Source organism: Microbacterium sp. NPDC080005 (assembly GCF_040702445.1).
Lineage (GTDB): Bacteria > Actinomycetota > Actinomycetes > Actinomycetales > Microbacteriaceae > Microbacterium > Microbacterium oleivorans_D.
Genome location: NZ_JBFBLD010000001.1, coordinates 830404 through 849028 on the forward strand (window position 1 = coordinate 830404; position 18625 = coordinate 849028).

The window sequence follows — 18625 nt, forward strand, 5'->3', positions numbered from 1 at the left end:
TTCAGACCGTGCCCCTCCGGGCCCGGGGCTCCGGCGGCGGCGGGACGGCCTTCGCGGCGATGACGGTGGCGCGACCGATCCGTTCGAGTCCGCGCTTGCCGTCGACGACGATCACGTCGGGCTCCACCGTCACCAGTTCGCCGAGGGCATCCGTCGCCTGTCCGTCGGGCAGCAGGTACCGCACCACGACCCGGGTCCCGGGTGCGGGGAACGCGATCACCATCGACCCGGCGCGTAGTCCTTGAGGAAGACGCCGAAGACGTCCTCACCCGCCTCGCCGCGAACGATGGGGTCGTACACCCGGGCTGCGCCGTCGACGAGGTCCAGCGGCGCGTGGAAGCCTTCCTCGGCGAGACGGACCTTCGTGGGGTGGGGGCGCTCATCGGTGATCCACCCGGTGTCGACACTCGTCATGAGGATGCCGTCGCTCTGGAACATCTCCCGCGCACTCGTCCTCGTGAGCATGTTCACGGCGGCCTTCGCCATGTTCGTGTGCGGATGCCCGGGGCCCTTGTAGCCGCGTTCGAACACGCCCTCCATGGCACTGACGTTGACGATGTAGGTGCGCCGGGCAGGGCTCGCCGCCAGCGCGGGCCGGAGTTTCGAGACCAGGAGGAAGGGGGCGGTGGTGTTCGCGAGCTGCACCTCGAGCATCTCGAGAGGGTCCACCTCCTCGACGCGCTGCACCCAGGAGTTCGTGCGGTCGAGGTCGGGTATCAGCCCGCCCGCGTCGATCGCGGTCCCGTCCGCGAGCCGGTCGAGCGAGGTCGATCCTGCCGCCATCGCCTCGCGGGTGAGGGCGTCCGCCCGGTCCGCCGCGGCGGCGAGGATCGGATGCGCGCTGACGGATCGCTCCAGTGCCTCGGGGTGACGGTCGTTGGTGTGTCCGAAGGTGACGAGCTCGGGAAGCACGCCGTCGGGGAGAGGTGCCAGCTCGGCCTCGACGAGCGGCTGATAGGCCCCGGGGGATCGTCGCACCGTTTGCGTGGCGTTGTTGATCAGGATGTCGAGCGGGCCGGCTGCGGCGACGTCGTCGGCGAGGGCGATGACCTGGGCGGGGTCGCGCAGGTCGATACCGACGATCTTCAGGCGGTCCATCCAGTCGGCGGAGTCCGGAAGTGCGCGGAACCGGCGCACCGCGTCCCGGGGGAATCGGGTCGTGATCGTCGTATGGGCGCCGTCGCGCAGCAGCCGCAGCGCGATGTACATGCCGATCTTCGCGCGACCGCCCGTGAGGAGCGCCCGCCGACCGGTGAGGTCGGTCCGGGCGTCCCGCTTCCCGTGGCTGAGGGTCGCGCACTCGGGGCACAGCTGGTGGTAGAAGGCGTCCACGATCGTGTAGGGCTGCTTGCAGATGTAGCAGCCGCGAGCCTTCTTGAGGACGCCTGCGATGGGAGCTGCGGTGCGGGTGGCGATCGGGATGCCGCGGGTCTCGTCGTCGATGCGGTCGGGCGCGCCGGTCGCCGTCGCATGGACCACGGCGCGGTCCGCGGTCGCGACGGCCTCGCGGATCTCGCGCCGGCGCTCCTTCTTCGCCGCCTTGAACATCGCGGCGCTCGCCTGCCGCACGGCGATGAAGTCGGGGTGCGTGCGGGGGAGGGAGGGCAGGGTCGTCAGCACCCGGAGAGTGGTGGCGAGATCGGCAGGATCGATCGCGGCGTCGGAGGTCGGGGTGTCGGGAAGCACACGAGATTCTACGTCGAGTCGGATGCGGGGCCTGTTAGCGTTCTGGCGTGACCGTCTCCGACATCGCCTCCGCGCCCTCCATCCGGGTCTCGGCCGCCGTCATCCGCGACACCTCGGGGCGACTGCTGCTGGTGCGGAAGGCGGGCACGACGGCCTTCATGCAACCCGGTGGAAAGCCGGAACCCGGTGAGAACCCGGCCGAGACGCTCGTCCGGGAGCTCCGGGAGGAGCTCGGGGTCGAGGTCGCCGTCGACGATCTCCGGCCGCGGGGCGTCTTCCGGGCCGTCGCCGCGAACGAGGCCGGGCACACCGTGATCGCCGACGTCTTCGACGTCCCGCTGACCGGCCAGGAGCCGCGGGCCGCCGCCGAGATCGCTGAGCTCCGATGGGTCGGGGAATTGGAGGCGCAGACGCTGCAGGTCGCCCCGCTCGCGCGCGATCACTTCCTCATCGACTGACGTGGCCGTCCGGGTGGTATTCTGGGATGCTCGGACGCTACGGCATCCGACACATGACAACTCCACAGTGTGACAACGGTCCACACGCCGTCAGGCGTCTCGGGGATGATCGGTTTCGACATCGCCTGTGACTCTGCGAGAAGCGGGCCGAGGATGCAGGGTTATCTCGTTAACGATCTCTGCGAACCAATAACTGCCAATAAGAAGCAGTCCGACTTCGCCCTCGCTGCGTAAGCAGCGAGCCCGAGTCCGTCAGTCCGTGAGTGATCCCCTCACGGTCCCTGGCGTCATCTAAGGGATCTTGCTGCGTGACGTCGCCTGAGCGTCACGCGGGACTCTTCTCAGGCTGGGCTCGTCGACTTATGTGTCTGTACTAAAGGTCGGAGCCGAGCAGAACGCCTCTTACAGACTGCGCCCGGAGAAGACGCCGTCTCTCAGCGATGGACGGGGGTTCGATTCCCCCCATCTCCACGAACCGTTGTCACGGAGCGAAGCCCCCGGTGTCCGATGGATGCCGGGGGCTTCGTCGTGTCGCCGGTCGGTGTCAGCCGAGCTCGATCAGATCCAGGCCCTGACGCGTGTCGGAGACCTTCACCCAGCCGTCGCCGAAGAGGTAGGTGACGCCGTAGCCGTCGTCATCCACGCGCAGCGCGAGGTCGGGGTCCTCGGTGATCAGCACACCCCGGTCGTCGTCCTCGCGCAGCCACCCCTCGGCTTCCAAGGCCGCCTCGGTAGCGTCCGCGTCGGCCGTCGAGATCGGCGACCATCCGAAGAGGACGAGGTCGTCGTTCGTCGGAGAACTGAAGTCTCCCCACGTGCAGGCGGTGCCCTCGGGGAGCTCGAGGTCCAGGATCACGAACGGGTCCTCACGCACCGTCCAGCCGGTCGCGGTGAAGCTGTCGACGGTCTCCGGCGAAAGCATGTTCTCGCAGGTGACGTCGGCGGCGTCGATCGTCGGCGGAGCAGACGCGGCAGGCGCCGACGCACCGGGAGCGGGAGCCGTCGCCGTCCCGAGGCCCGGGCCACCGGTCGGGGCGCACGCCGCCGCGAGGAGGACGACCACGGCGCCGGTCGCCAGGACGGTGGCGACACGCGTGGTGCGTCGGCGGAGGATCACGCGCGCAGCACCCCGAGGAAGTCGTCGTGGAGGATGCCGTTGGTCGCCAGCGACGAGCGCGCATCGAGTCGCTCGTCCCCGTCGATGTCGGTGAAGCGCCCCCCGGCCTCGAGGATCACGGGGACGTGCGCGGCGATGTCGTACTCGCGGACGCCGAACTCTGCGACGAACTCGAGCCGGCCCTCGGCGAGCAGCATGTACGGCCACGCATCGCCGTACCCTCGATCCCGCCAGACGGCGCGGGACAGCCGGAGGAGGTCGTCTGCACGTCCCACTTCGTCCCACTGGGCGATGCTCTGGAAGCTCACACTCGCGTCGGCGACGGCGCCCACGTCGGACGTGTGGATCCGTCGGGGTCGCCCGTCGGCGGCGTTCGTCCACGCGCCCGCTCCGGTCGCGCCCCACCAGCGGCGGGAGATCGCCGGCTGGCTGACGACGCCCACACGCGGCACGCCGTCGATGACCAGGGCGATCAACGTCGCCCACATCGGGATGCCCTTCAGGTAGTTGGCGGTGCCGTCGATCGGATCGATGATCCACTGCCGCTGCGTCTCGCCGCTGGTGCCGAACTCCTCGCCGAAGATCCCGTCCTCGGGACGATCCTTCGCGAGGATGTCGCGGATGGCGCGCTCGGTAGCGAGATCGGCCTCGGTGACGTGGGTCGCGTCCGACTTCGTCCGGACGTCGAGATCAGGAGCGTCGAAGCGCTGCATCGAGACCTGATCCGCAGCATCCGCGAGGCGCAGCGCGAGGGCGAGATCGTCGCTGAGGTCGCCGTCGAAAGGGGCGGTCCAATCCGTCGCGGAAGGCAGTGGCGTCACGGGTCCAGGATACGTCGTGCGCCTGACGCCCTCGTGAGTGCCGGGGGTGTCCCGATTGGCGGAGGAGTCGATCGTGATGCTAGTGTTGTCCCTCGGTTCGAGTTCTTCGAATCACGCACCTCTAGCTCAATCGGCAGAGCAACTGACTCTTAATCAGTGGGTTCTGGGTTCGAGTCCCAGGGGGTGCACGGACGGCCCCGGTCACTCTCGCCAGTGACCGGGGTCTTCTGCTTCTCCGCGACGATGTCCCCGCTCAGAGCCACTTCTTCCGCTTGAACACGACGTAGAGGACCACGGAGCTCGCCACCATCAAGCCGAGAGCCATCGGGTACCCGAAGGTCCAGTGCAGTTCGGGCATGTAGTCGAAGTTCATGCCGTAGATCGTTCCCACGAGGGTCGGTCCGAAGAGGATCGCGGCCCATCCCGAAATCTTCTTCACCTGTTCGTTCTGCTCGAGTGAGGTGTCGGTCTGGCGCTGCGTGACGAGCGTCGAATGCACGGTCAGGGCGTTGTCGAGGATCGATCGGAACGCCACGATGCGTTCGTTGAGGCGGATGACGTGGTCGAGGACGTCCCGGAGAGATCGCTGGAGTTCGATGTCGACCTTGTACTTGTCGGAGCCGTCCAGCAGCCGCTGAAGCATGTCCTCCAGCGGCAGCGTCGACTTGTGCAGGGCGATGACCTCGCGCGCCAGCGTGTAGATCCGCTGGGACAGGCCGGCATCCGATCCGCTGAACAGCGTCTCCTCGATCCCGTCGATGTCGCTCTCCACGCCCGCCAGAACAGGCGCATACTCGTCGACCACCTGGTCGAGGATCGCGTAGAGCACCGCTTCGGGACCCATGCGAAGGAGTTCCGGCTGCTGTTCCATCCGGGACCGTACCTGTGTGAGGTCGGGGGAGTCGGCGTGTCGGATCGTCACGACGAAGTCCGGGCCGACGAACACGTGCAGCTCGCCGAAGTCGACGGTGTCCGACGTGGCGTCGTACCGTGCCGGTCGCAGCACCGTGAACAGCACATCGCCATACCGTTCCAGCTTCGCCCGCTGATGGCCGGCCAGAGCATCCTCGACGGCGAGCGGGTGGAGCGAGAACTCCGCCGCCACCGCCGCCACCTCCTCCTCGGTAGGCCGGTACAGGCCTATCCAGGCCATGCCGTGGTGATCCCGGGTGTGCTCGAACGTCTCACTCAGGTTCGCGGGATCTTGGATGCGGCGGCCGTCCACGTACACGGCGTTGTCGACGATGGGCATGCGACGATTCTGCGCTCATCCGGGGGTGGGATGCCGCGCCGCGCCGCGCGGTGCGGCGGCGTCGAGGTGCCTCAGGACGAGAGCTTCGAGAGCGCGGATCCCTTGTGAGCGGCCTTCGCGCCCGTCTTCTCCGATTCCACGATGAAAGACGGTTCCTCCGTCGACGCGGTGAAGTCCTGACCGTCGAACGTGAAGTCCTTCGTCTTCCGCTCGACGATGGTGCCGCGCGTACGCCCCTGCGAGGTGTTCCAACTCACCCGGTCGCCCTTTTTCAGATCGGCCATGATGCTTCCTTTCTGTCCGCCGCATGATGCGCGGCTCGTTCGATGCGGACTCGTGCGAGCGCGAAGCCCATCAGGAGCGCCCCCGCGCCGCCGACGGCCATGTCGCCGATCGTGTCCTGGTAGGTGACGAAGATGTCCGGGGCGACGAAGGTCTTGCCTGCCCACTCGACCATCTCCCACACGGCGCTGATGGCGAGGCCGATGACGGGGAGCAGGATGATGGCGCTGCGACGCCGTGTCGGATTCGGGACGACGTCGCACCGATGCAGAGCGACGAGTCCGACGGCGGCGATCGCCGCGGTCGCCAGGAAGTGGATCAGAAGATCCCACCAGGCGATAGACGTATACAGGTCGAGCACATTGCTCCATGCGGCGACGCTGACCGTCACCCCGTAGAAGACGTCGAACCCGGGGACGATGCCGAGCAGGCGCGGGAGGAGGAGCGCGGGGAGAGCGAGCGCCAGGATCCCGGCATCCGTCGGGGTCCACCACACGAAAGCAGCCACCACGCTGACAAGACCGAGGAATCGGATGCCGTCGGCGATCCATTCGAGGGCCGAGGACGGCGGTCGCACGAAGTCCTCCCTCACCGCGGTACCTCGATGGCGGCATGGACCGGCAGGTGATCGGACGGCGCCACGCCGTCGTCGAGCCGTGGATCGATCCCGATGCGTTCGACCGTGATCTCCGCTGTCGTGAGGATCCAGTCGATGCGGGTGCCGTCCCGGACGGGCGCACGGTATCCGGTGTACGTACCCCACGCGGGCGTCACGCGCTCGGCGGCGGCGCCCCAGGCATCCGTCAACAGATCTCCCGCGCGCAGCGCTCGCAGCGCCGCCGAATCCGCGCCGGCGTTCAAGTCTCCGAGCACGACCGTCGGAAGGCCCCCGCGTCGGACTTCGCCGCGGAGGGCCTCCGCCGAGCGCACCCGGGACCGCGGTGAGAAGGGATCGAGATGCGTGTTGATGACGGCGAAGCGCGCGCGTGTGACGTGATCCCGGAACACGCCGATCGTCATGGTGCGCGGGACGGGATTCCCCCATGACCGGGAGCCGGCAACCTCCGGGGTGTCCGACAGAGCGCACTGACGGTGATCGAGGAGCTCCAGCCGGCGGCTGTCGAAGAAGAGGGGACAGCCCTCGCCGCGCCCGGCCGCGTTCCGGCCGACGCCGATCCTCGTGTAGGACGGGCCGAGTGCCTCGGCGATGTCCGCAGCGGGCCCGGGGAACACCTCCTGAGTCCCCAGGACTGCGGGGCGTTCACGCCCGAGCATCCGACGCAGCGCGGGCCTGCGACGAGACCATCGGTCGGCGGCCCGGCTGAGCAGGGCCGGCATCGGACGACGGATGTTCAGGGTCGCGATGTGGAGGAACGGCGGTTCGATCGAGCCCAGGAGCGGGTTCACGCGATCACCCCCCGAGGGTCGCGCAGGGGGCGCAGCCGTCTCGCTCGGAGTCGAGCGAGACGCGCCCAGCGCAGCGGAGGGAAGTCGGCCGGCCAGTGGAGCAGCACCGTGCGCATCCCGCGCCGGAGCCTCCGCCGGAACGAGGTTGCGGACGCGAAAGGTCGCATGGACATCCCCATCGCCGCGCCAGGCACGAGTCGGATCCGGTGATGCTCCCCGAGGTGGAAGGAGAGATCGAGGTCGTCGTGCAGCTCGGGGTCGTCGCGGTGGACGGACTCACTCACCGAGCGCCAGGCGTCACGGCGGATCCCCAGGTTCGAGCCGAAGAGCGGGAGGTGACCGAGCGTCGGGGTCAGCACCAGGGCGTACGCCCCGAGGTAGAGGGCGGCGAGCGGGGTCCTCAGCCACCGCGGGCCGTCGACGAAGCGCGCGACACCCGCGAACACCGCGGCGTCCGGCCGGCGAGCAGCGAACGCAGCCATGGCGGCGATCCAGGTCGCCGACGGGAGACAGTCGGCGTCCAGTCGGAGGATGAGATCCGATGCGGCGGCGTCGTATCCGGCCGCCGCGGCCGCGGGGATGCCCGGGTGCTCGCACCGCACGACGGTGGCACCGGCGGACCGGGCGACGTCGACGGAATCGTCGCGCGATCCGTTGTCGACCACGACGATCTCGTCCGCCGTCCGCGACTGGAGCGCGAGAGCCCGCAGGCACCGCCGGAGTCCGTCCGCGTCATCCTTCACGGGGATCACGACGCTGACGGATGCGGCGGCCTGCGGGCCCTCGATCGTCACTGCTCAGCCGAGGTTGTCGGCGATCCAGTCCGCCGCGATGTCCTCGGTGTTCCGCTGATCGACCGACGACTCCACGTTCATCGCGACGAGCTCCTCCGGCGACATGGCGGCGCTCACCTCGTTGATGACGTCGGCGATCTCGTCCGCGATGTCGGAGCTGGCGATCGGGACGACGTTGGAGGCCAGGAACAGCCCCTCCGGGTCCTCGAGCGTGACCAGGTCGTCCGTCGCGATGCGCGGGTCGGCGCTGTAGACGTTGGCGACCTGGATGTTGCCGGCGACGAGCTCGTCGACGGTGGTGTCAGCGGTCGCCTCGAAGGCGACGTCGACGCCGTAGACGTCCTTGAGGCCCTTCGGACCGTAGGGGCGCTGCTCGAGCTCGGGGGCACCGCCGAGCGTGAGGCCCTCGATGCCGGCGAGGTCGCCGATCTCGGTGAGGTCGTTCTCCGACGCGAAGGCCGCGGTCACGTTGTAGGAGTCCTGGTCGGTCGCGGGGGAGTAGTCGAGCGCCGTCAGGTTGTCCGGGAGCGCCTCCTGGAGCGCGGCGTAGACGTCGTCGGGCGTCGTCGCGGTCGCGGACTGGTCGAAGTACTGGAGCAGGTTGCCGGTGTACTCGGGGAAGAGGCTGATGGATCCGTCCTCGAGCGAGGGCATGTAGGCGTCGCGCTGGCCGATGGAGAAGTTCCGCTCGACGGTGAAGTCCGCGGCTTCGAGCGCCTGCGCGTAGATCTCGGCGACGATCTCGTTCGAGTAGTACTGCTGCGAACCGATGACGATCGTCGACGACTCGCCGGCGCCGGCGCTCTCGCCGTTTCCGCCGGAACCGCCCCCCTGCAGCGACTCGCTCGACCCGCAGGCGGAGAGGGTCAGTGCGGCGACGGCGGCGAGGCCGAGGGCGGGCAGGATGCGTGTGCGGGTGATGGACATGGATGCCTCCGGGTGCTGTGGGGTCGTGGTGCTGTGGGTCAGGCGGGTTGGGGCGAGAGGCGTCGACGGCGTCGGCGTTCGGGCGCCGAGCGCTGCACCGTGACGCCTCGCGGGACGAGGACGCGCTGCAGGAGCGCGAAGACGGCGTCGAGGACGAGAGCGAGGACGACGACGACGATCGACGCGCCGAGGATCTGGGCGGGGTTGCGGGTCTGAATGCCCTGGATGAGCGCGAAGCCGAGTCCGCCGAGGCCGACGTAGGCCGCGATGGTGACGGTGGCGACCACCTGCAGGACGGCGGAGCGGATGCCGCCGATCAGCAGCGGCAGACCCAGCGGGACCTCGATCCTCCAGAGGACCTGCATCGGCGTCATCCCCACGGCGCGCCCCGCTTCGATCGTCGTCCGCTCGATCGCCTCGATGCCCGCGTAGGCGCCGGCCAGGATCGACGGGATGGCGAGGAGGACGAAGGCCACGACGGCGGCCTGCTCCTTGAAGTTGACGCCGATCACGAGGTACAGCAGGACGACCAGGCCCAGTGACGGGAGCGAACGCGCGGCTCCGGACAGGAAGACCGCGATCTCCCGCCCGCGTCCGGTGTGGCCGATGGCCCATCCGGCCGGGACGGCGATGAGCGCGGCGATCAGGACGGATCCGAAGGTGAACCCGAGGTGTTGCAGGATCGCCTCCCCCAGCGGAAGGTAGCCCGTGGTCCGGTCCGGCGAGAAGATCCATGCGAACGCGTCGAGGAAGACGTTCATGCGACCGCCTCCCGGAGCTGTGGAGCCGAGCGGGTCGGTGTGGTGCGCCGGGTCCACGGCATGAGGGCGCGTCCGGCCAGGAGGAGAAGGGCGTCGATCACGAGGGCGATCACCACGACCGCGAGGACACCCGCGAAGACCTCCGGCAGGATGCGGCGCTGCGAGCCGTTCGTGAAGAGGTAGCCGAGGTTCTGCACACCGATGAGCGCGCCGACCGTCGCGAGGGAGATCGTCGAGACGGCGGTGACGCGGAGGCCGGCCAGCATGACCGGACCCGCGAGCGGGAAGTCGACCGTCCAGAACCGCCGCCATGGCCCGAAACCGACGGCGATCGCGGCGCTGCGGACGGCGGCGTCGACGGAGGCGAGGCCGTCGGTGACAGAACGGGTCATGATGGCGACGGCGTAAATCGTGAGGGCGACCACGAGGTTCGTCTCGGACAGCAGGGGGATTCCGCTCGTCGCGCTGATGAGGGCGAACAAGCCGAATGACGGGATCGTGTACAGGATGCCGACGATGCCGAGAACGGTGCCCCGCAGACGAGTGAAGCGGAAGGCCGCCCACCCGATGGGGACTGCGATGGCGAACCCGACGAGGATCGCGACGATGCTCTGCCGCAGGTGCGCCACGGTGAGCCGGCCGATGAGGTCGAGGTTGTCGAGGACCCAGTTCACGGCGAGGTCACCTCGACGTCTCCGCCGCATCCGCCACCAGCACACCCTGCGTGCGACCCGCCTCATCCACCAGCACGGTGCCGCGGGCGGTCTGCTTCGCGCGGAAAGCGCGCGCGCCGCGGTCGGTTCCGATGAAGGTGGCCACGAAGTCGTCGGCCGGGTTCTCGATGATCTCGGACGGCGTGCCTCGCTGTGCGATGTGCGCGCCCTTCTGCAGGATCACGACCTGATCCCCGAGGAGGAAGGCTTCGTCGATGTCGTGGGTGACGAAGACGATCGTCTTGTCGAGCTCGCGCTGCAGCCGGATGACCTCGGCCTGCAGTTCTTTGCGCACGATCGGGTCGACGGCGCCGAAGGGCTCATCCATGAGCAGGATGTTGGGGTCCGCGGCCAGGGCCCGGGCGACGCCCACGCGCTGCTGCTGCCCACCGGAGAGCTGGGCGGGATAGCGGTCCGCGAACGCCGAGTCGAGGCCGACGACCTCCATCAGCTCCAGCGCGCGACGCCGCGCCGCCGCTTTCGTCTGCCCCGTGAGCACGGGCACGGTCGCAATGTTGTCTGCCACCGTGTAGTGGGGGAGCAGCCCGGCGTTCTGGAGGACGTAGCCGATGCTCCGGCGCAGCTGGACGGCGTCCTTCGACCGGATGGACTCGCCGTCGATCGTGATGTCGCCCGAGGTCGGCTCGATGAGGCGGTTGATCATGCGGAGCAGCGTGGTCTTGCCGCAGCCCGATGACCCCACCAGGACCGTCGTCTTGCGCGCGGGCATCTCGAGGGTGACCTCGTCGACGGCCGCGGGGCCGTCGCCGAATCGCTTGGTGACGGATCGGAACTCGATCGCCATGGAGGGGTCCTTTCGGCCGGTGTTTCAGCCAACCACACACGCCGGACATCCCGGCAGTCCGGGTCGACTATTGACGTCACATACGGGTTATGGCAGACGATCAGGGTCGATCCGACCTCCGACCGCTGCGTTGTCACTAGCGTGAGGACATGAGCACACGCGAATACGACCTCATCGTCATCGGAGCGGGACCCGTCGGCGAGAATGTCGCCGACCGCGCGGTACGAGGGGGTCTGACCGCGGCGATCGTCGAGAGCGAACTCGTAGGAGGCGAATGCTCCTACTGGGCCTGCATGCCCTCGAAGGCGCTGCTGCGCGCTCCGGCGGCGCTCCGCGCGGCCCGGGACGTCGCGGGTGCCGCGGAGGCGGTCACCGGCGGCGTCGACGTGGCCGCCGTGCTCGCGCGCCGGGACCGTATCGTCCACGACTACCAGGACACCTCGCAGGTCGAGTGGCTCCAGGGTGCAGGCATCGACCTCGTGCGCGGCCACGGACGCCTCTCCGGGGAGCGGGAGGTGACCGTCACCGCGGCCGACGGCGGGACGACGACGCTGCGGGCTCGGCACGCCGTCGCCGTCTGCACCGGCTCCGCGGCGCTGATCCCGGATATCCCCGGGTTGCAGGATGCCGCACCCTGGACCAGTCGCGAGGCGACCGGGGTCCGCACGGTCCCGTCCTCGCTCATCGTCCTGGGCGGCGGCGTCGTCGGGCTCGAGATGGCGACGGCCTTCACGGCGCTCGGCTCGGACGTGACCGTCATCGCCCGCTCCACCCTTCTCGGTGGGCTCGAGGACTTCGCCGGCGAGGCCGTCGGCGCTGCGCTGTCGGCCGCAGGCGCGACCGTGCTCACAGGGCGCGGTGTGGAGAGCGTCTCGCGCTCCGCCGAGGGAGTCAGCGTCACGCTCGACGACGGCAGGGTCGTCCACGCGGCGGAGATCCTGGTGGCGACGGGACGCGTGCCCCGCACTCAGGACGTCGGCCTCGAGCACGTCGGGCTCGAGGCGGGCTCGTGGATCCGGGTCGACGACACGATGCGGGTCCCGGGCAACAACTGGCTGTACGCGGTGGGTGATGTCAACCACCGCGCCCTGCTGACCCACCAGGGCAAGTATCAGGCGCGTGTCGCCGGCGACGTCATCGCGCGGCGCGCCTCGACCAGCGATGTCGACACGTCCGCCTGGAGTCCGCTGGCCGCCACCGCTGACCACAGCGCCGTTCCTCAGGTCGTGTTCACCGAGCCCGAAGTCGCCGCAGTCGGCCATACCGAGGCATCCGCCCGTGAGGCCGGCATCGACGTCAAGGTCGTCGACTACGACCTGTCGTGGGTCGCGGGGGCGAGCACTCACTCCGATCGGTACGAGGGGAACTCGCGGGCGATCATCGACGCGGAACGGGGCGTGCTGGTGGGCGCGACGTTCGTGGGGCCGGACGTCGCCGAGTTGCTGCATTCGGCGACGATCGCGATCGTGGGCGAGGTGCCGCTCCACCGGCTCTGGCACGCCGTCCCGGCGTACCCCACGGTCAGCGAGGTCTGGTTGCGCTGGCTCGAGACCGCGGGCCTGTGACAGCTGCCGTCACCGACGGCGGACGGACTGGATGCGGGTGGTCAGCTGGTGCGCGTGCGCGAGCAGCAGCCGACCCAGGTCGGGGAGGCGGTCCGGGCCGAACCGGAACTCGACCCCGGTGAGGCTGAGGGCCCATTCCGGCCGCCCGTCCTGGTCGAACACGGCGGCTCCCAGACCCCAGGATCCCGCCACGATGAGCCCTGGGTTGAGCGCGTACCCGCGGTCCCGCGTCTCGGCGATGCGCGCTCGCAGGGGATCCGCATCGTGGACATCGCCCCATCGCGCGGCCAGTTCGGGGTGGCGGACGAGGTAGGCGTCGACCTCCGACTGCGGCAGGAACGACAGGATGGCCAACCCGGCTGAGGCCACACCCAGCGGGAAGCGGACGCCCTCGCTGAGAACGAAGGAGCGGATCGGGAACGACCCCTCCTCGCGCATGAGGCAGACCGTCTCGTCGCCGCGCCGGACCGAGAGGAACGCACTCTCCTCGGTCTTCACGGCCAGGGAGCGGACGATGTCGCCGGCGATATGAGTGACGTCGTAGCGCGGCGCGGCTGCCGCGCCCATGAGGAACAGCTCGGGGCCTGCGAGCCACCGTGCGGTCCGCTCGTCCTGGTCCACGAGGCCCTCGGCCCGCAGGGCGGTCAGCAGACGGTGGGCCGTCGATCGCGAGAGCGACGCCTCGTGCGCGAGCTCACCCACGCCCCTGCCGTCCGCGCCCGCGGCACTCACCAGTCGCAGCAAGCGGGCCGCACGCGCGATCGCCTGGGCGCCGGGCACGATCGGCGAAGAGTCCACGATGTGGACACTAGACGCGCTCCGTTCCACATGGCAACCGCACGCTGGGCGGTCGGGCTCCGCACGGGGATGCTGGAGGGAACGACACGAAGGAGTGCACCGTGATCGACAAGACAGTGTCCTCGGCGGCCGACGCGGTCGCCGACATCCCCGACGGCGCGAGCATCGCCGTCGGCGGCTTCGGCCTCTCGGGCAACCCGATCGCCCTCATCGAGGCGCTGCTCGCGCAGGGAACGAGCGACCTCTCGATCGTCTCGAACAACTGCGGCGTCGATGACTGGGGTCTCGGCGTGCTGCTCCGCGCGCGCCGCATCCAGAAGATGACCTCCTCGTATGTCGGCGAGAACAAGGAGTTCGAGCGTCAGTTCCTCTCCGGCGAGCTCGAGCTCGAACTGACCCCGCAGGGGACGCTGGCCGAGAAGCTGCGGGCGGGCGGGGCGGGGATCGCGGCCTTCTACACGCAGACCGGTGTGGGAACGCAGGTGGCGGAGGGCGGTCTGCCGCGCCGATACGACGGCTCGGGCGGCGTGGCCGTGGCATCCGCTCCGAAGGACGTCCGTCGATTCGACGTCGGCGGACAGTCCCGCGAGTTCGTCCTGGAAGAAGCGATCGTCACCGACTACGCCCTCGTCCACGCCCTGCGCGGCGATCGTCACGGGAACCTCGTCTTCAACAAGGCCGCCCGCAACTTCAATCCGCTGGCCGCGATGGCGGGACGCGTCTGCATCGCACAGGTCGAGGAGCTGGTCGAACCCGGCGAGTTGGACCCTGACGCCGTGCACCTGCCCGGCGTCTTCGTGCACCGCGTGGTCGAGGTGGGCACGGGGATCGAGAAGCGCATCGAGCGACGCACCGTCGCGACGGAGGGGGAGTGAGATGGCACTGACCCGCACGCAGATGGCCGCCCGCGCGGCGGCGGAGCTGCCCGACGGTGCATACGTCAACCTCGGGATCGGGCTTCCCACTCTCGTCCCCAACCACATCCCCGACGGGGTGACGGTCGTCCTCCAGTCGGAGAACGGCATCCTCGGCGTCGGGCCCTACCCGAGCGAGGACGGCGTCGATCCGGACCTCATCAACGCGGGCAAGGAGACGGTGACCACCCTCGCAGGAGCGGCGTTCTTCGACTCGGCGCTCAGTTTCGGGATGATCCGCGGTGGGAAGATCGATGCCGCGATCCTGGGTGCCATGCAGGTGTCGGCCCGCGGGGACCTCGCGAACTGGATGATCCCGGGGAAGATGGTGAAGGGCCCCGGTGGAGCGATGGATCTCGTCCACGGCGCCGCGAAGGTGATCGTCCTCATGGAGCACACCGCCCGCGACGGGTCGCCGAAGATCGTCTCCGACTGCTCCCTGCCCCTCACCGGCCGTGGCGTGGTCGACCGGATCATCACCGACCTCGCCGTCATCGACGTGACGGAGGAGGGTCTCGTGCTCGTGGAGACCGCCCCCGGGGTCAGCGTGGAGGACGTGAAGGATGCGACCGAGCCCGAGCTCGTCGTCGCACAGGATGTGAAGGTGGGAGCATGACCGACGACATCGTCATCGTGGCGGCCGCACGAACGCCGCAGGGGCGCCTGAAGGGGCAGCTGGCCTCGTTGACCGCTCCGGAGCTGGGCGCTCTCGCCATCCGCGGCGCACTGGAGCGGGGCGGCGTCGCCCCGGCATCCGTCGACGCCGTCATCATGGGGCAGGTGCTTCCGGCGGGCGCCGGGCAGAACCCCGCTCGCCAGGCGGCGGTGGGCGCGGGCCTGGGCTGGGATGTTCCCGCGACGTCGGTGAACAAGGTCTGTCTGTCGGGGCTGACCGCGGTCATCGACGCGAAGCGGATGATCGCGGTGGGCGATGCGTCGGTCGTCGTCGCCGGCGGGATGGAGTCGATGACCCGCGCACCCCATCTGCTGATGGGCTCCCGCGACGGCTGGACGTACGGGTCGGTCGAGGTGCTCGACCACATGGCCGTCGACGGACTCACCGACGCCTACGACAAGGTGTCGATGGGACTGTCCACCGAACGACGCAATCCGGAACTCGGGCTGTCGCGCGCAGACCAGGATCACGTGGCCGCTCTGTCGCATCAGCGCGCCGCGGCGGCGGCCGATGCGGGCGTCTTCGACGCGGAGATCGTCGAGGTCGAGGTGCCCCAGCGCAAGGGCGAACCGCTGAGGCTCACCCGGGACGAAGGGATCCGCCCCGACACGACCGTCGACACGCTCGCCCGCCTCCGCCCCGCCTTCTCGTCCGACGGCGACATCACGGCCGGCAACGCATCACCCATCTCGGACGGTGCCGCCGCGGTCGTGGTGACCACACGCTCCCGAGCGGATGCCGAGGGCTGGGCGGTCCTCGCGGTGGTCGGTTCGGCGGGCCAAGTCGCCGGCCCCGACAACTCGCTGCACTCCCAGCCGGCGCGTGCACTGACGCAGGCCCTGGAACGGCAGGGGATCGCGCCCTCGGACCTCGACCTCATCGAGATCAACGAAGCGTTCGGCGCGGTCGTCGCGCAGTCGCAACGGGAGCTCGGCGTCGATGAATCCGTCGTCAACATCCACGGCGGCGGCATCGCGATCGGTCACCCCATCGGGGCCTCGGGTGCGCGCCTGGTCGTCCACGCCGTACACGAGCTGGCCAGACGCGGCGGGGGCGCAGCCGGAGTCGCGCTGTGCGGCGGCGGCGGTCAGGGGGAGGCGCTCATCCTCACGCGGTGAGCGCCGTGACGGTCAGCGCCGACGTGAGACGCGCTTCTTCAGGAGCTTCTTCTTGTCGTCGGCGCGCGGCGAGTCCAGGGGGATGAGCTTCCCGCGGGATGCGCGGCGCGTGTCGACGACAGACCCGACGGCGAGGGCCATCGTGATACCCCAGCTGAGCCACGCCAGAGCGGTGCGCCAGGTGAACTTCTCCTCGCTCCGTGCAGAGCGCAGCAGGGTGACGCCTCCGGTGAGTGCCGACAGGAGCCCGGTGCCGAAGAGGTATTTGCGCATACCACCCACGCTAGTGGCGTGAGTGCGCCCCACGGCGGTTGTTAGCCTGAAGTCACCCATCGAGAGGAACTCCGTGACCGTGGCTTCTGACTTCGTCGTCGTGTCCAATCGCCTTCCGGTCGACCGGACGGATGACGAGAACGAGCCGTGGCGTCGTTCCCCGGGGGGACTGGTCACGGCGGTCGACCCCGTCATGCGTCGCAACAACGGCGCGTGGATCGGGTGGCCCGGGCAGCCGGGGGTCGAACTCGATCCCTTTGAGTTCGACGGGCTGCAGCTCGTCCCCATCGCCCTCAGCGTCGATGACGTCCAGCTGTATTACGAGGGCTTCTCGAACGACACCATCTGGCCCCTGTATCACGACGTCATCGCGGCGCCCACCTACCACCGCGCGTGGTGGGACGCGTACGTGCGGGTCAACCGACGCTTCGCCGAGGCGGCGTCGACGCACGCCGCCGAGGGTGCGACGGTGTGGGTCCACGACTACCAGTTGCAGCTCGTGCCGAAGATGCTCCGGGACCTGCGACCCGATCTCACGATCGGATACTTCCACCACATTCCATTCCCCGCATACGGCCTGTACGCCCAGCTCCCGTGGCGGCGACAGGTGCTCGAGGGTCTTCTGGGCGCCGACGTCATCGGATTCCAGCGCGTTGCGGACGCCGGCAATTTCGCTCGAGCGGTGCGGCGCCAACTCGGCTTCGACACGAAGGCGGGAGCGATCTCGGTGCCGACCGAGGACGGCGGTGTCCGCAAGGCCATCGCCCGGGCGTACCCCATCTCGATCGACGCGTCGGAGTACGAGGAGCTGGCGAACCGTCCCGACATCCGGGCTCGCGCGGCGGAGATCCGCTCGAGCCTCGGCAATCCCAAGGCGATCCTCCTCGGCGTCGACCGCCTCGACTACACGAAGGGCATACGCCACCGCCTCAAGGCCTACGGCGAGCTGCTCGCCGACGGGAGGCTGTCCGTCCACGACGTCACTCTCGTGCAGGTCGCCAGTCCCAGTCGCGAACGCGTGCAGACCTACATGGAGCTCCGCGACGAGATCGAACTCACGGTCGGCCGCATCAACGGCGATGCCGACGAGCTCGGCTACACCGCGATCCAGTACCTGCACAACTCCTATCCGCGCGAGGAGATGGTCGCCCTCTACCTCGCCGCGGACGTCATGCTGGTCACCGCGCTCCGCGACGGCATGAACCTGGTGGCGAAGGAATACGTCGCCAGTCGTGTCGACGGCGGGGGAGCCCTCGTCCTCAGCGAGTTCACCGGTGCCGCGGACGAGCTGACGCAGGCCATCAAGGTCAATCCTCACGACATCGCAGGGTTGAAGGACGCGATCATGCAGGCGATCGAGATGCCGGAGCGACAGCGCGAGCGCCGGATGCGGGCCCTGCGTCGCCGGGTGCGCGAGAACGACGTCGCTCGGTGGTCCCAGCGGTTCCTGGCGGATCTGACCGAGTCGCGGGAGGCAGGGGCGTGACCGACCTCGGTGAGGTCGCAGCGACCGACCGGCTCCTCGTCGCCCTCGACTTCGACGGCACGCTGTCGCCTCTCATCGACCAGCCGATGGAGGCGCGGATGACCGCGGCGGCGCGAGACGCGGTCGCAGCACTTCTGGCTGCGCCCGATACCTCCGTGGCGTTCGTCTCCGGGCGGACGCTCGCCGACCTCCGGGTCATCGCCGAGCATGACGACGACTCGCCGATCCTGCTCGCCGGCTCCCACGGTGCCGAGTACTGGATTCCGGGCGCACCCGCCACTGACATAGCCGGCGAGGCGGATCTCGCGCTGCGCGACCGGCTCCGGAGCGAGACCGAGCTCCTGGCCGAGGGGGTCCCCGGCGCCTGGGTCGAGCCCAAGACCTTCGGCTTCGGCGTCCACCTCCGTACGGTCGCCGACGAGGAGGACGCCGAGCGGCTGCGCGCCGGCGTCGACCGGCTGATGGCGGATGCCGCGCCGGGCTGGCGCCGGCGCCAGGGCCACGACATCGTCGAGTACGCCTTCACCGATGCCGGGAAGGACGCCGCCGTCGCGCACCTCCGCGAGGTCGTGCAGGCCACAGCCGTCGTGTTCGCCGGCGACGACGTCACCGACGAAGACGCCCTCCGCTCCCTCGAGCCGGACGACCTCGGGATCCGAGTCGGTGCGGGAGAGACCGCGGCCTCCGTGCGTGTGCGCGACATCGAAGAACTGGCCGGTTTGCTGTCGACTCTCGCACGCGAGCGGGTCGCCGCTCGGCAATAGACTTCGAG

The 18625-nt window shown here is 69.5% G+C and carries 22 protein-coding genes, 1 tRNA gene and 1 other RNA gene; 9 read left to right on the forward strand and 15 right to left on the reverse strand.

The features are described from left to right. Nucleotide 1 precedes the first annotated feature (1 nt). Nucleotides 2-223 carry a hypothetical protein gene (locus tag AB0259_RS03945; protein ID WP_366220509.1) on the reverse strand — a complete coding sequence of 74 codons (222 nt, stop codon included), beginning with the start codon at nucleotides 221-223 and terminating at the stop codon, nucleotides 2-4. Beyond that, nucleotides 217-1686, reverse strand: coding sequence for an SDR family oxidoreductase (locus AB0259_RS03950; protein WP_251580388.1), 1470 nt, complete (start codon nucleotides 1684-1686; stop codon nucleotides 217-219). The genes AB0259_RS03945 and AB0259_RS03950 overlap by 7 nt, the downstream gene beginning before the upstream one ends. Before the next feature lie 47 nt (nucleotides 1687-1733). On the opposite strand from AB0259_RS03950, the gene AB0259_RS03955 reads away from it, so the two are divergent. After that, on the forward strand, nucleotides 1734-2144 hold the full coding sequence (locus AB0259_RS03955) for an NUDIX domain-containing protein (protein WP_366220508.1): 411 nt from the start codon (nucleotides 1734-1736) through the stop codon (nucleotides 2142-2144). A gap of 101 nt (nucleotides 2145-2245) precedes the next feature. Next, nucleotides 2246-2618, forward strand: a transfer-messenger RNA (tmRNA) gene (gene ssrA / locus AB0259_RS03960). A 70-nt stretch (nucleotides 2619-2688) separates the two neighbouring features. Here ssrA and AB0259_RS03965 read toward each other — a convergent pair. Next, a complete protein-coding gene (locus AB0259_RS03965) occupies nucleotides 2689-3261 on the reverse strand; it encodes a hypothetical protein (protein WP_366220506.1) in 573 nt (190 codons plus the stop codon). Then, the gene (locus AB0259_RS03970; protein ID WP_251580391.1) at nucleotides 3258-4082 is read right to left on the reverse strand and encodes an inositol monophosphatase family protein; all 825 of its coding nucleotides are present in this window, start codon (nucleotides 4080-4082) and stop codon (nucleotides 3258-3260) included. The genes AB0259_RS03965 and AB0259_RS03970 overlap by 4 nt, the downstream gene beginning before the upstream one ends. A 115-nt stretch (nucleotides 4083-4197) precedes the next feature. Here AB0259_RS03970 and AB0259_RS03975 point away from each other — a divergent pair. Beyond that, a tRNA-Lys gene (locus AB0259_RS03975) sits at nucleotides 4198-4270 on the forward strand. A 65-nt stretch (nucleotides 4271-4335) separates the two neighbouring features. Here AB0259_RS03975 and corA read toward each other — a convergent pair. From corA to AB0259_RS04020, 9 genes are all read right to left on the reverse strand, one after another. Beyond that, the gene (corA, locus tag AB0259_RS03980) at nucleotides 4336-5334 is read right to left on the reverse strand and encodes a magnesium/cobalt transporter CorA (RefSeq protein ID WP_366220504.1); all 999 of its coding nucleotides are present in this window, start codon (nucleotides 5332-5334) and stop codon (nucleotides 4336-4338) included. Nucleotides 5335-5405: 71 nt separating this feature from the next. Then, the gene (locus AB0259_RS03985) at nucleotides 5406-5618 is read right to left on the reverse strand and encodes a DUF2945 domain-containing protein (RefSeq protein ID WP_251581214.1); all 213 of its coding nucleotides are present in this window, start codon (nucleotides 5616-5618) and stop codon (nucleotides 5406-5408) included. Beyond that, on the reverse strand, nucleotides 5606-6193 hold the full coding sequence (locus AB0259_RS03990) for a hypothetical protein (RefSeq protein ID WP_366220503.1): 588 nt from the start codon (nucleotides 6191-6193) through the stop codon (nucleotides 5606-5608). Before AB0259_RS03990 ends, AB0259_RS03985 begins: the two co-directional genes overlap by 13 nt. Nucleotides 6194-6204: 11 nt before the next feature. After that, nucleotides 6205-7023 (reverse strand): endonuclease/exonuclease/phosphatase family protein, encoded by an 819-nt coding sequence (locus AB0259_RS03995; RefSeq protein ID WP_366220502.1) that lies wholly within the window; start codon nucleotides 7021-7023, stop codon nucleotides 6205-6207. After that, nucleotides 7020-7817: a glycosyltransferase family A protein gene (locus tag AB0259_RS04000; protein WP_366220501.1), complete on the reverse strand. Its 798-nt coding sequence runs from the start codon at nucleotides 7815-7817 to the stop codon at nucleotides 7020-7022. Before AB0259_RS04000 ends, AB0259_RS03995 begins: the two co-directional genes overlap by 4 nt. Nucleotides 7818-7820: 3 nt before the next feature. Continuing rightward, entirely contained in the window at nucleotides 7821-8744 is a 924-nt protein-coding gene (locus AB0259_RS04005) for an ABC transporter substrate-binding protein (RefSeq protein ID WP_251581206.1), read from the reverse strand. Between the two features lie 38 nt (nucleotides 8745-8782). After that, entirely contained in the window at nucleotides 8783-9505 is a 723-nt protein-coding gene (locus AB0259_RS04010) for an ABC transporter permease (protein WP_366220499.1), read from the reverse strand. Next, nucleotides 9502-10179, reverse strand: coding sequence for an ABC transporter permease (locus AB0259_RS04015; protein ID WP_366220497.1), 678 nt, complete (start codon nucleotides 10177-10179; stop codon nucleotides 9502-9504). Before AB0259_RS04015 ends, AB0259_RS04010 begins: the two co-directional genes overlap by 4 nt. A gap of 7 nt (nucleotides 10180-10186) precedes the next feature. Next, nucleotides 10187-11023 (reverse strand): ATP-binding cassette domain-containing protein, encoded by an 837-nt coding sequence (locus AB0259_RS04020; RefSeq protein WP_251581200.1) that lies wholly within the window; start codon nucleotides 11021-11023, stop codon nucleotides 10187-10189. Nucleotides 11024-11172: 149 nt separating this feature from the next. On the opposite strand from AB0259_RS04020, the gene AB0259_RS04025 reads away from it, so the two are divergent. After that, entirely contained in the window at nucleotides 11173-12588 is a 1416-nt protein-coding gene (locus AB0259_RS04025; protein WP_366220495.1) for an NAD(P)/FAD-dependent oxidoreductase, read from the forward strand. 9 nt (nucleotides 12589-12597) lie between these two features. Here AB0259_RS04025 and AB0259_RS04030 read toward each other — a convergent pair whose 3' ends face one another. Next, nucleotides 12598-13386: an IclR family transcriptional regulator gene (locus tag AB0259_RS04030; RefSeq protein WP_366220494.1), complete on the reverse strand. Its 789-nt coding sequence runs from the start codon at nucleotides 13384-13386 to the stop codon at nucleotides 12598-12600. A gap of 101 nt (nucleotides 13387-13487) precedes the next feature. Here AB0259_RS04030 and AB0259_RS04035 point away from each other — a divergent pair, with 101 nt between their 5' ends. From AB0259_RS04035 to AB0259_RS04045, 3 genes are read left to right on the forward strand one after another with little or no spacing between them, the layout of a single operon-like run. Continuing rightward, nucleotides 13488-14261 (forward strand): CoA transferase subunit A, encoded by a 774-nt coding sequence (locus tag AB0259_RS04035; protein ID WP_366220493.1) that lies wholly within the window; start codon nucleotides 13488-13490, stop codon nucleotides 14259-14261. Between the two features lies 1 nt (nucleotide 14262). After that, nucleotides 14263-14916: a CoA transferase subunit B gene (locus AB0259_RS04040; protein WP_251581193.1), complete on the forward strand. Its 654-nt coding sequence runs from the start codon at nucleotides 14263-14265 to the stop codon at nucleotides 14914-14916. Next, a complete protein-coding gene (locus tag AB0259_RS04045) occupies nucleotides 14913-16094 on the forward strand; it encodes an acetyl-CoA C-acetyltransferase (RefSeq protein WP_366220490.1) in 1182 nt (393 codons plus the stop codon). The genes AB0259_RS04040 and AB0259_RS04045 overlap by 4 nt, the downstream gene beginning before the upstream one ends. A 12-nt stretch (nucleotides 16095-16106) precedes the next feature. Here AB0259_RS04045 and AB0259_RS04050 read toward each other — a convergent pair whose 3' ends face one another. Next, nucleotides 16107-16367 (reverse strand): hypothetical protein, encoded by a 261-nt coding sequence (locus AB0259_RS04050; RefSeq protein ID WP_064001906.1) that lies wholly within the window; start codon nucleotides 16365-16367, stop codon nucleotides 16107-16109. A 73-nt stretch (nucleotides 16368-16440) separates the two neighbouring features. On the opposite strand from AB0259_RS04050, the gene AB0259_RS04055 reads away from it, so the two are divergent. Further along, nucleotides 16441-17853 carry a trehalose-6-phosphate synthase gene (locus AB0259_RS04055; RefSeq protein ID WP_366220489.1) on the forward strand — a complete coding sequence of 471 codons (1413 nt, stop codon included), beginning with the start codon at nucleotides 16441-16443 and terminating at the stop codon, nucleotides 17851-17853. After that, nucleotides 17850-18617 carry a trehalose-phosphatase gene (gene otsB / locus AB0259_RS04060; protein ID WP_366220487.1) on the forward strand — a complete coding sequence of 256 codons (768 nt, stop codon included), beginning with the start codon at nucleotides 17850-17852 and terminating at the stop codon, nucleotides 18615-18617. The genes AB0259_RS04055 and otsB overlap by 4 nt, the downstream gene beginning before the upstream one ends. Nucleotides 18618-18625: the final 8 nt, after the last annotated feature.

Excerpts from the sequence above, each read along its gene's own strand:
- AB0259_RS04005 (WP_251581206.1), bottom strand. The coding sequence starts at position 8,744 with ATGTCCATCACCCGCACACGCATCCTGCCCGCCCTCGGCCTCGCCGCC.
- AB0259_RS04045 (WP_366220490.1), top strand. The coding sequence starts at position 14,913 with ATGACCGACGACATCGTCATCGTGGCGGCCGCACGAACGCCGCAGGGG.
- AB0259_RS04050 (WP_064001906.1), bottom strand. The coding sequence starts at position 16,367 with ATGCGCAAATACCTCTTCGGCACCGGGCTCCTGTCGGCACTCACCGGA.
- AB0259_RS04025 (WP_366220495.1), top strand. The coding sequence starts at position 11,173 with ATGAGCACACGCGAATACGACCTCATCGTCATCGGAGCGGGACCCGTC.
- AB0259_RS04020 (WP_251581200.1), bottom strand. The coding sequence starts at position 11,023 with ATGGCGATCGAGTTCCGATCCGTCACCAAGCGATTCGGCGACGGCCCC.
- AB0259_RS03985 (WP_251581214.1), bottom strand. The coding sequence starts at position 5,618 with ATGGCCGATCTGAAAAAGGGCGACCGGGTGAGTTGGAACACCTCGCAG.
- AB0259_RS03945 (WP_366220509.1), bottom strand. The coding sequence starts at position 223 with ATGGTGATCGCGTTCCCCGCACCCGGGACCCGGGTCGTGGTGCGGTAC.
- corA (WP_366220504.1), bottom strand. The coding sequence starts at position 5,334 with ATGCCCATCGTCGACAACGCCGTGTACGTGGACGGCCGCCGCATCCAA.
- AB0259_RS04040 (WP_251581193.1), top strand. The coding sequence starts at position 14,263 with ATGGCACTGACCCGCACGCAGATGGCCGCCCGCGCGGCGGCGGAGCTG.
- AB0259_RS04010 (WP_366220499.1), bottom strand. The coding sequence starts at position 9,505 with ATGAACGTCTTCCTCGACGCGTTCGCATGGATCTTCTCGCCGGACCGG.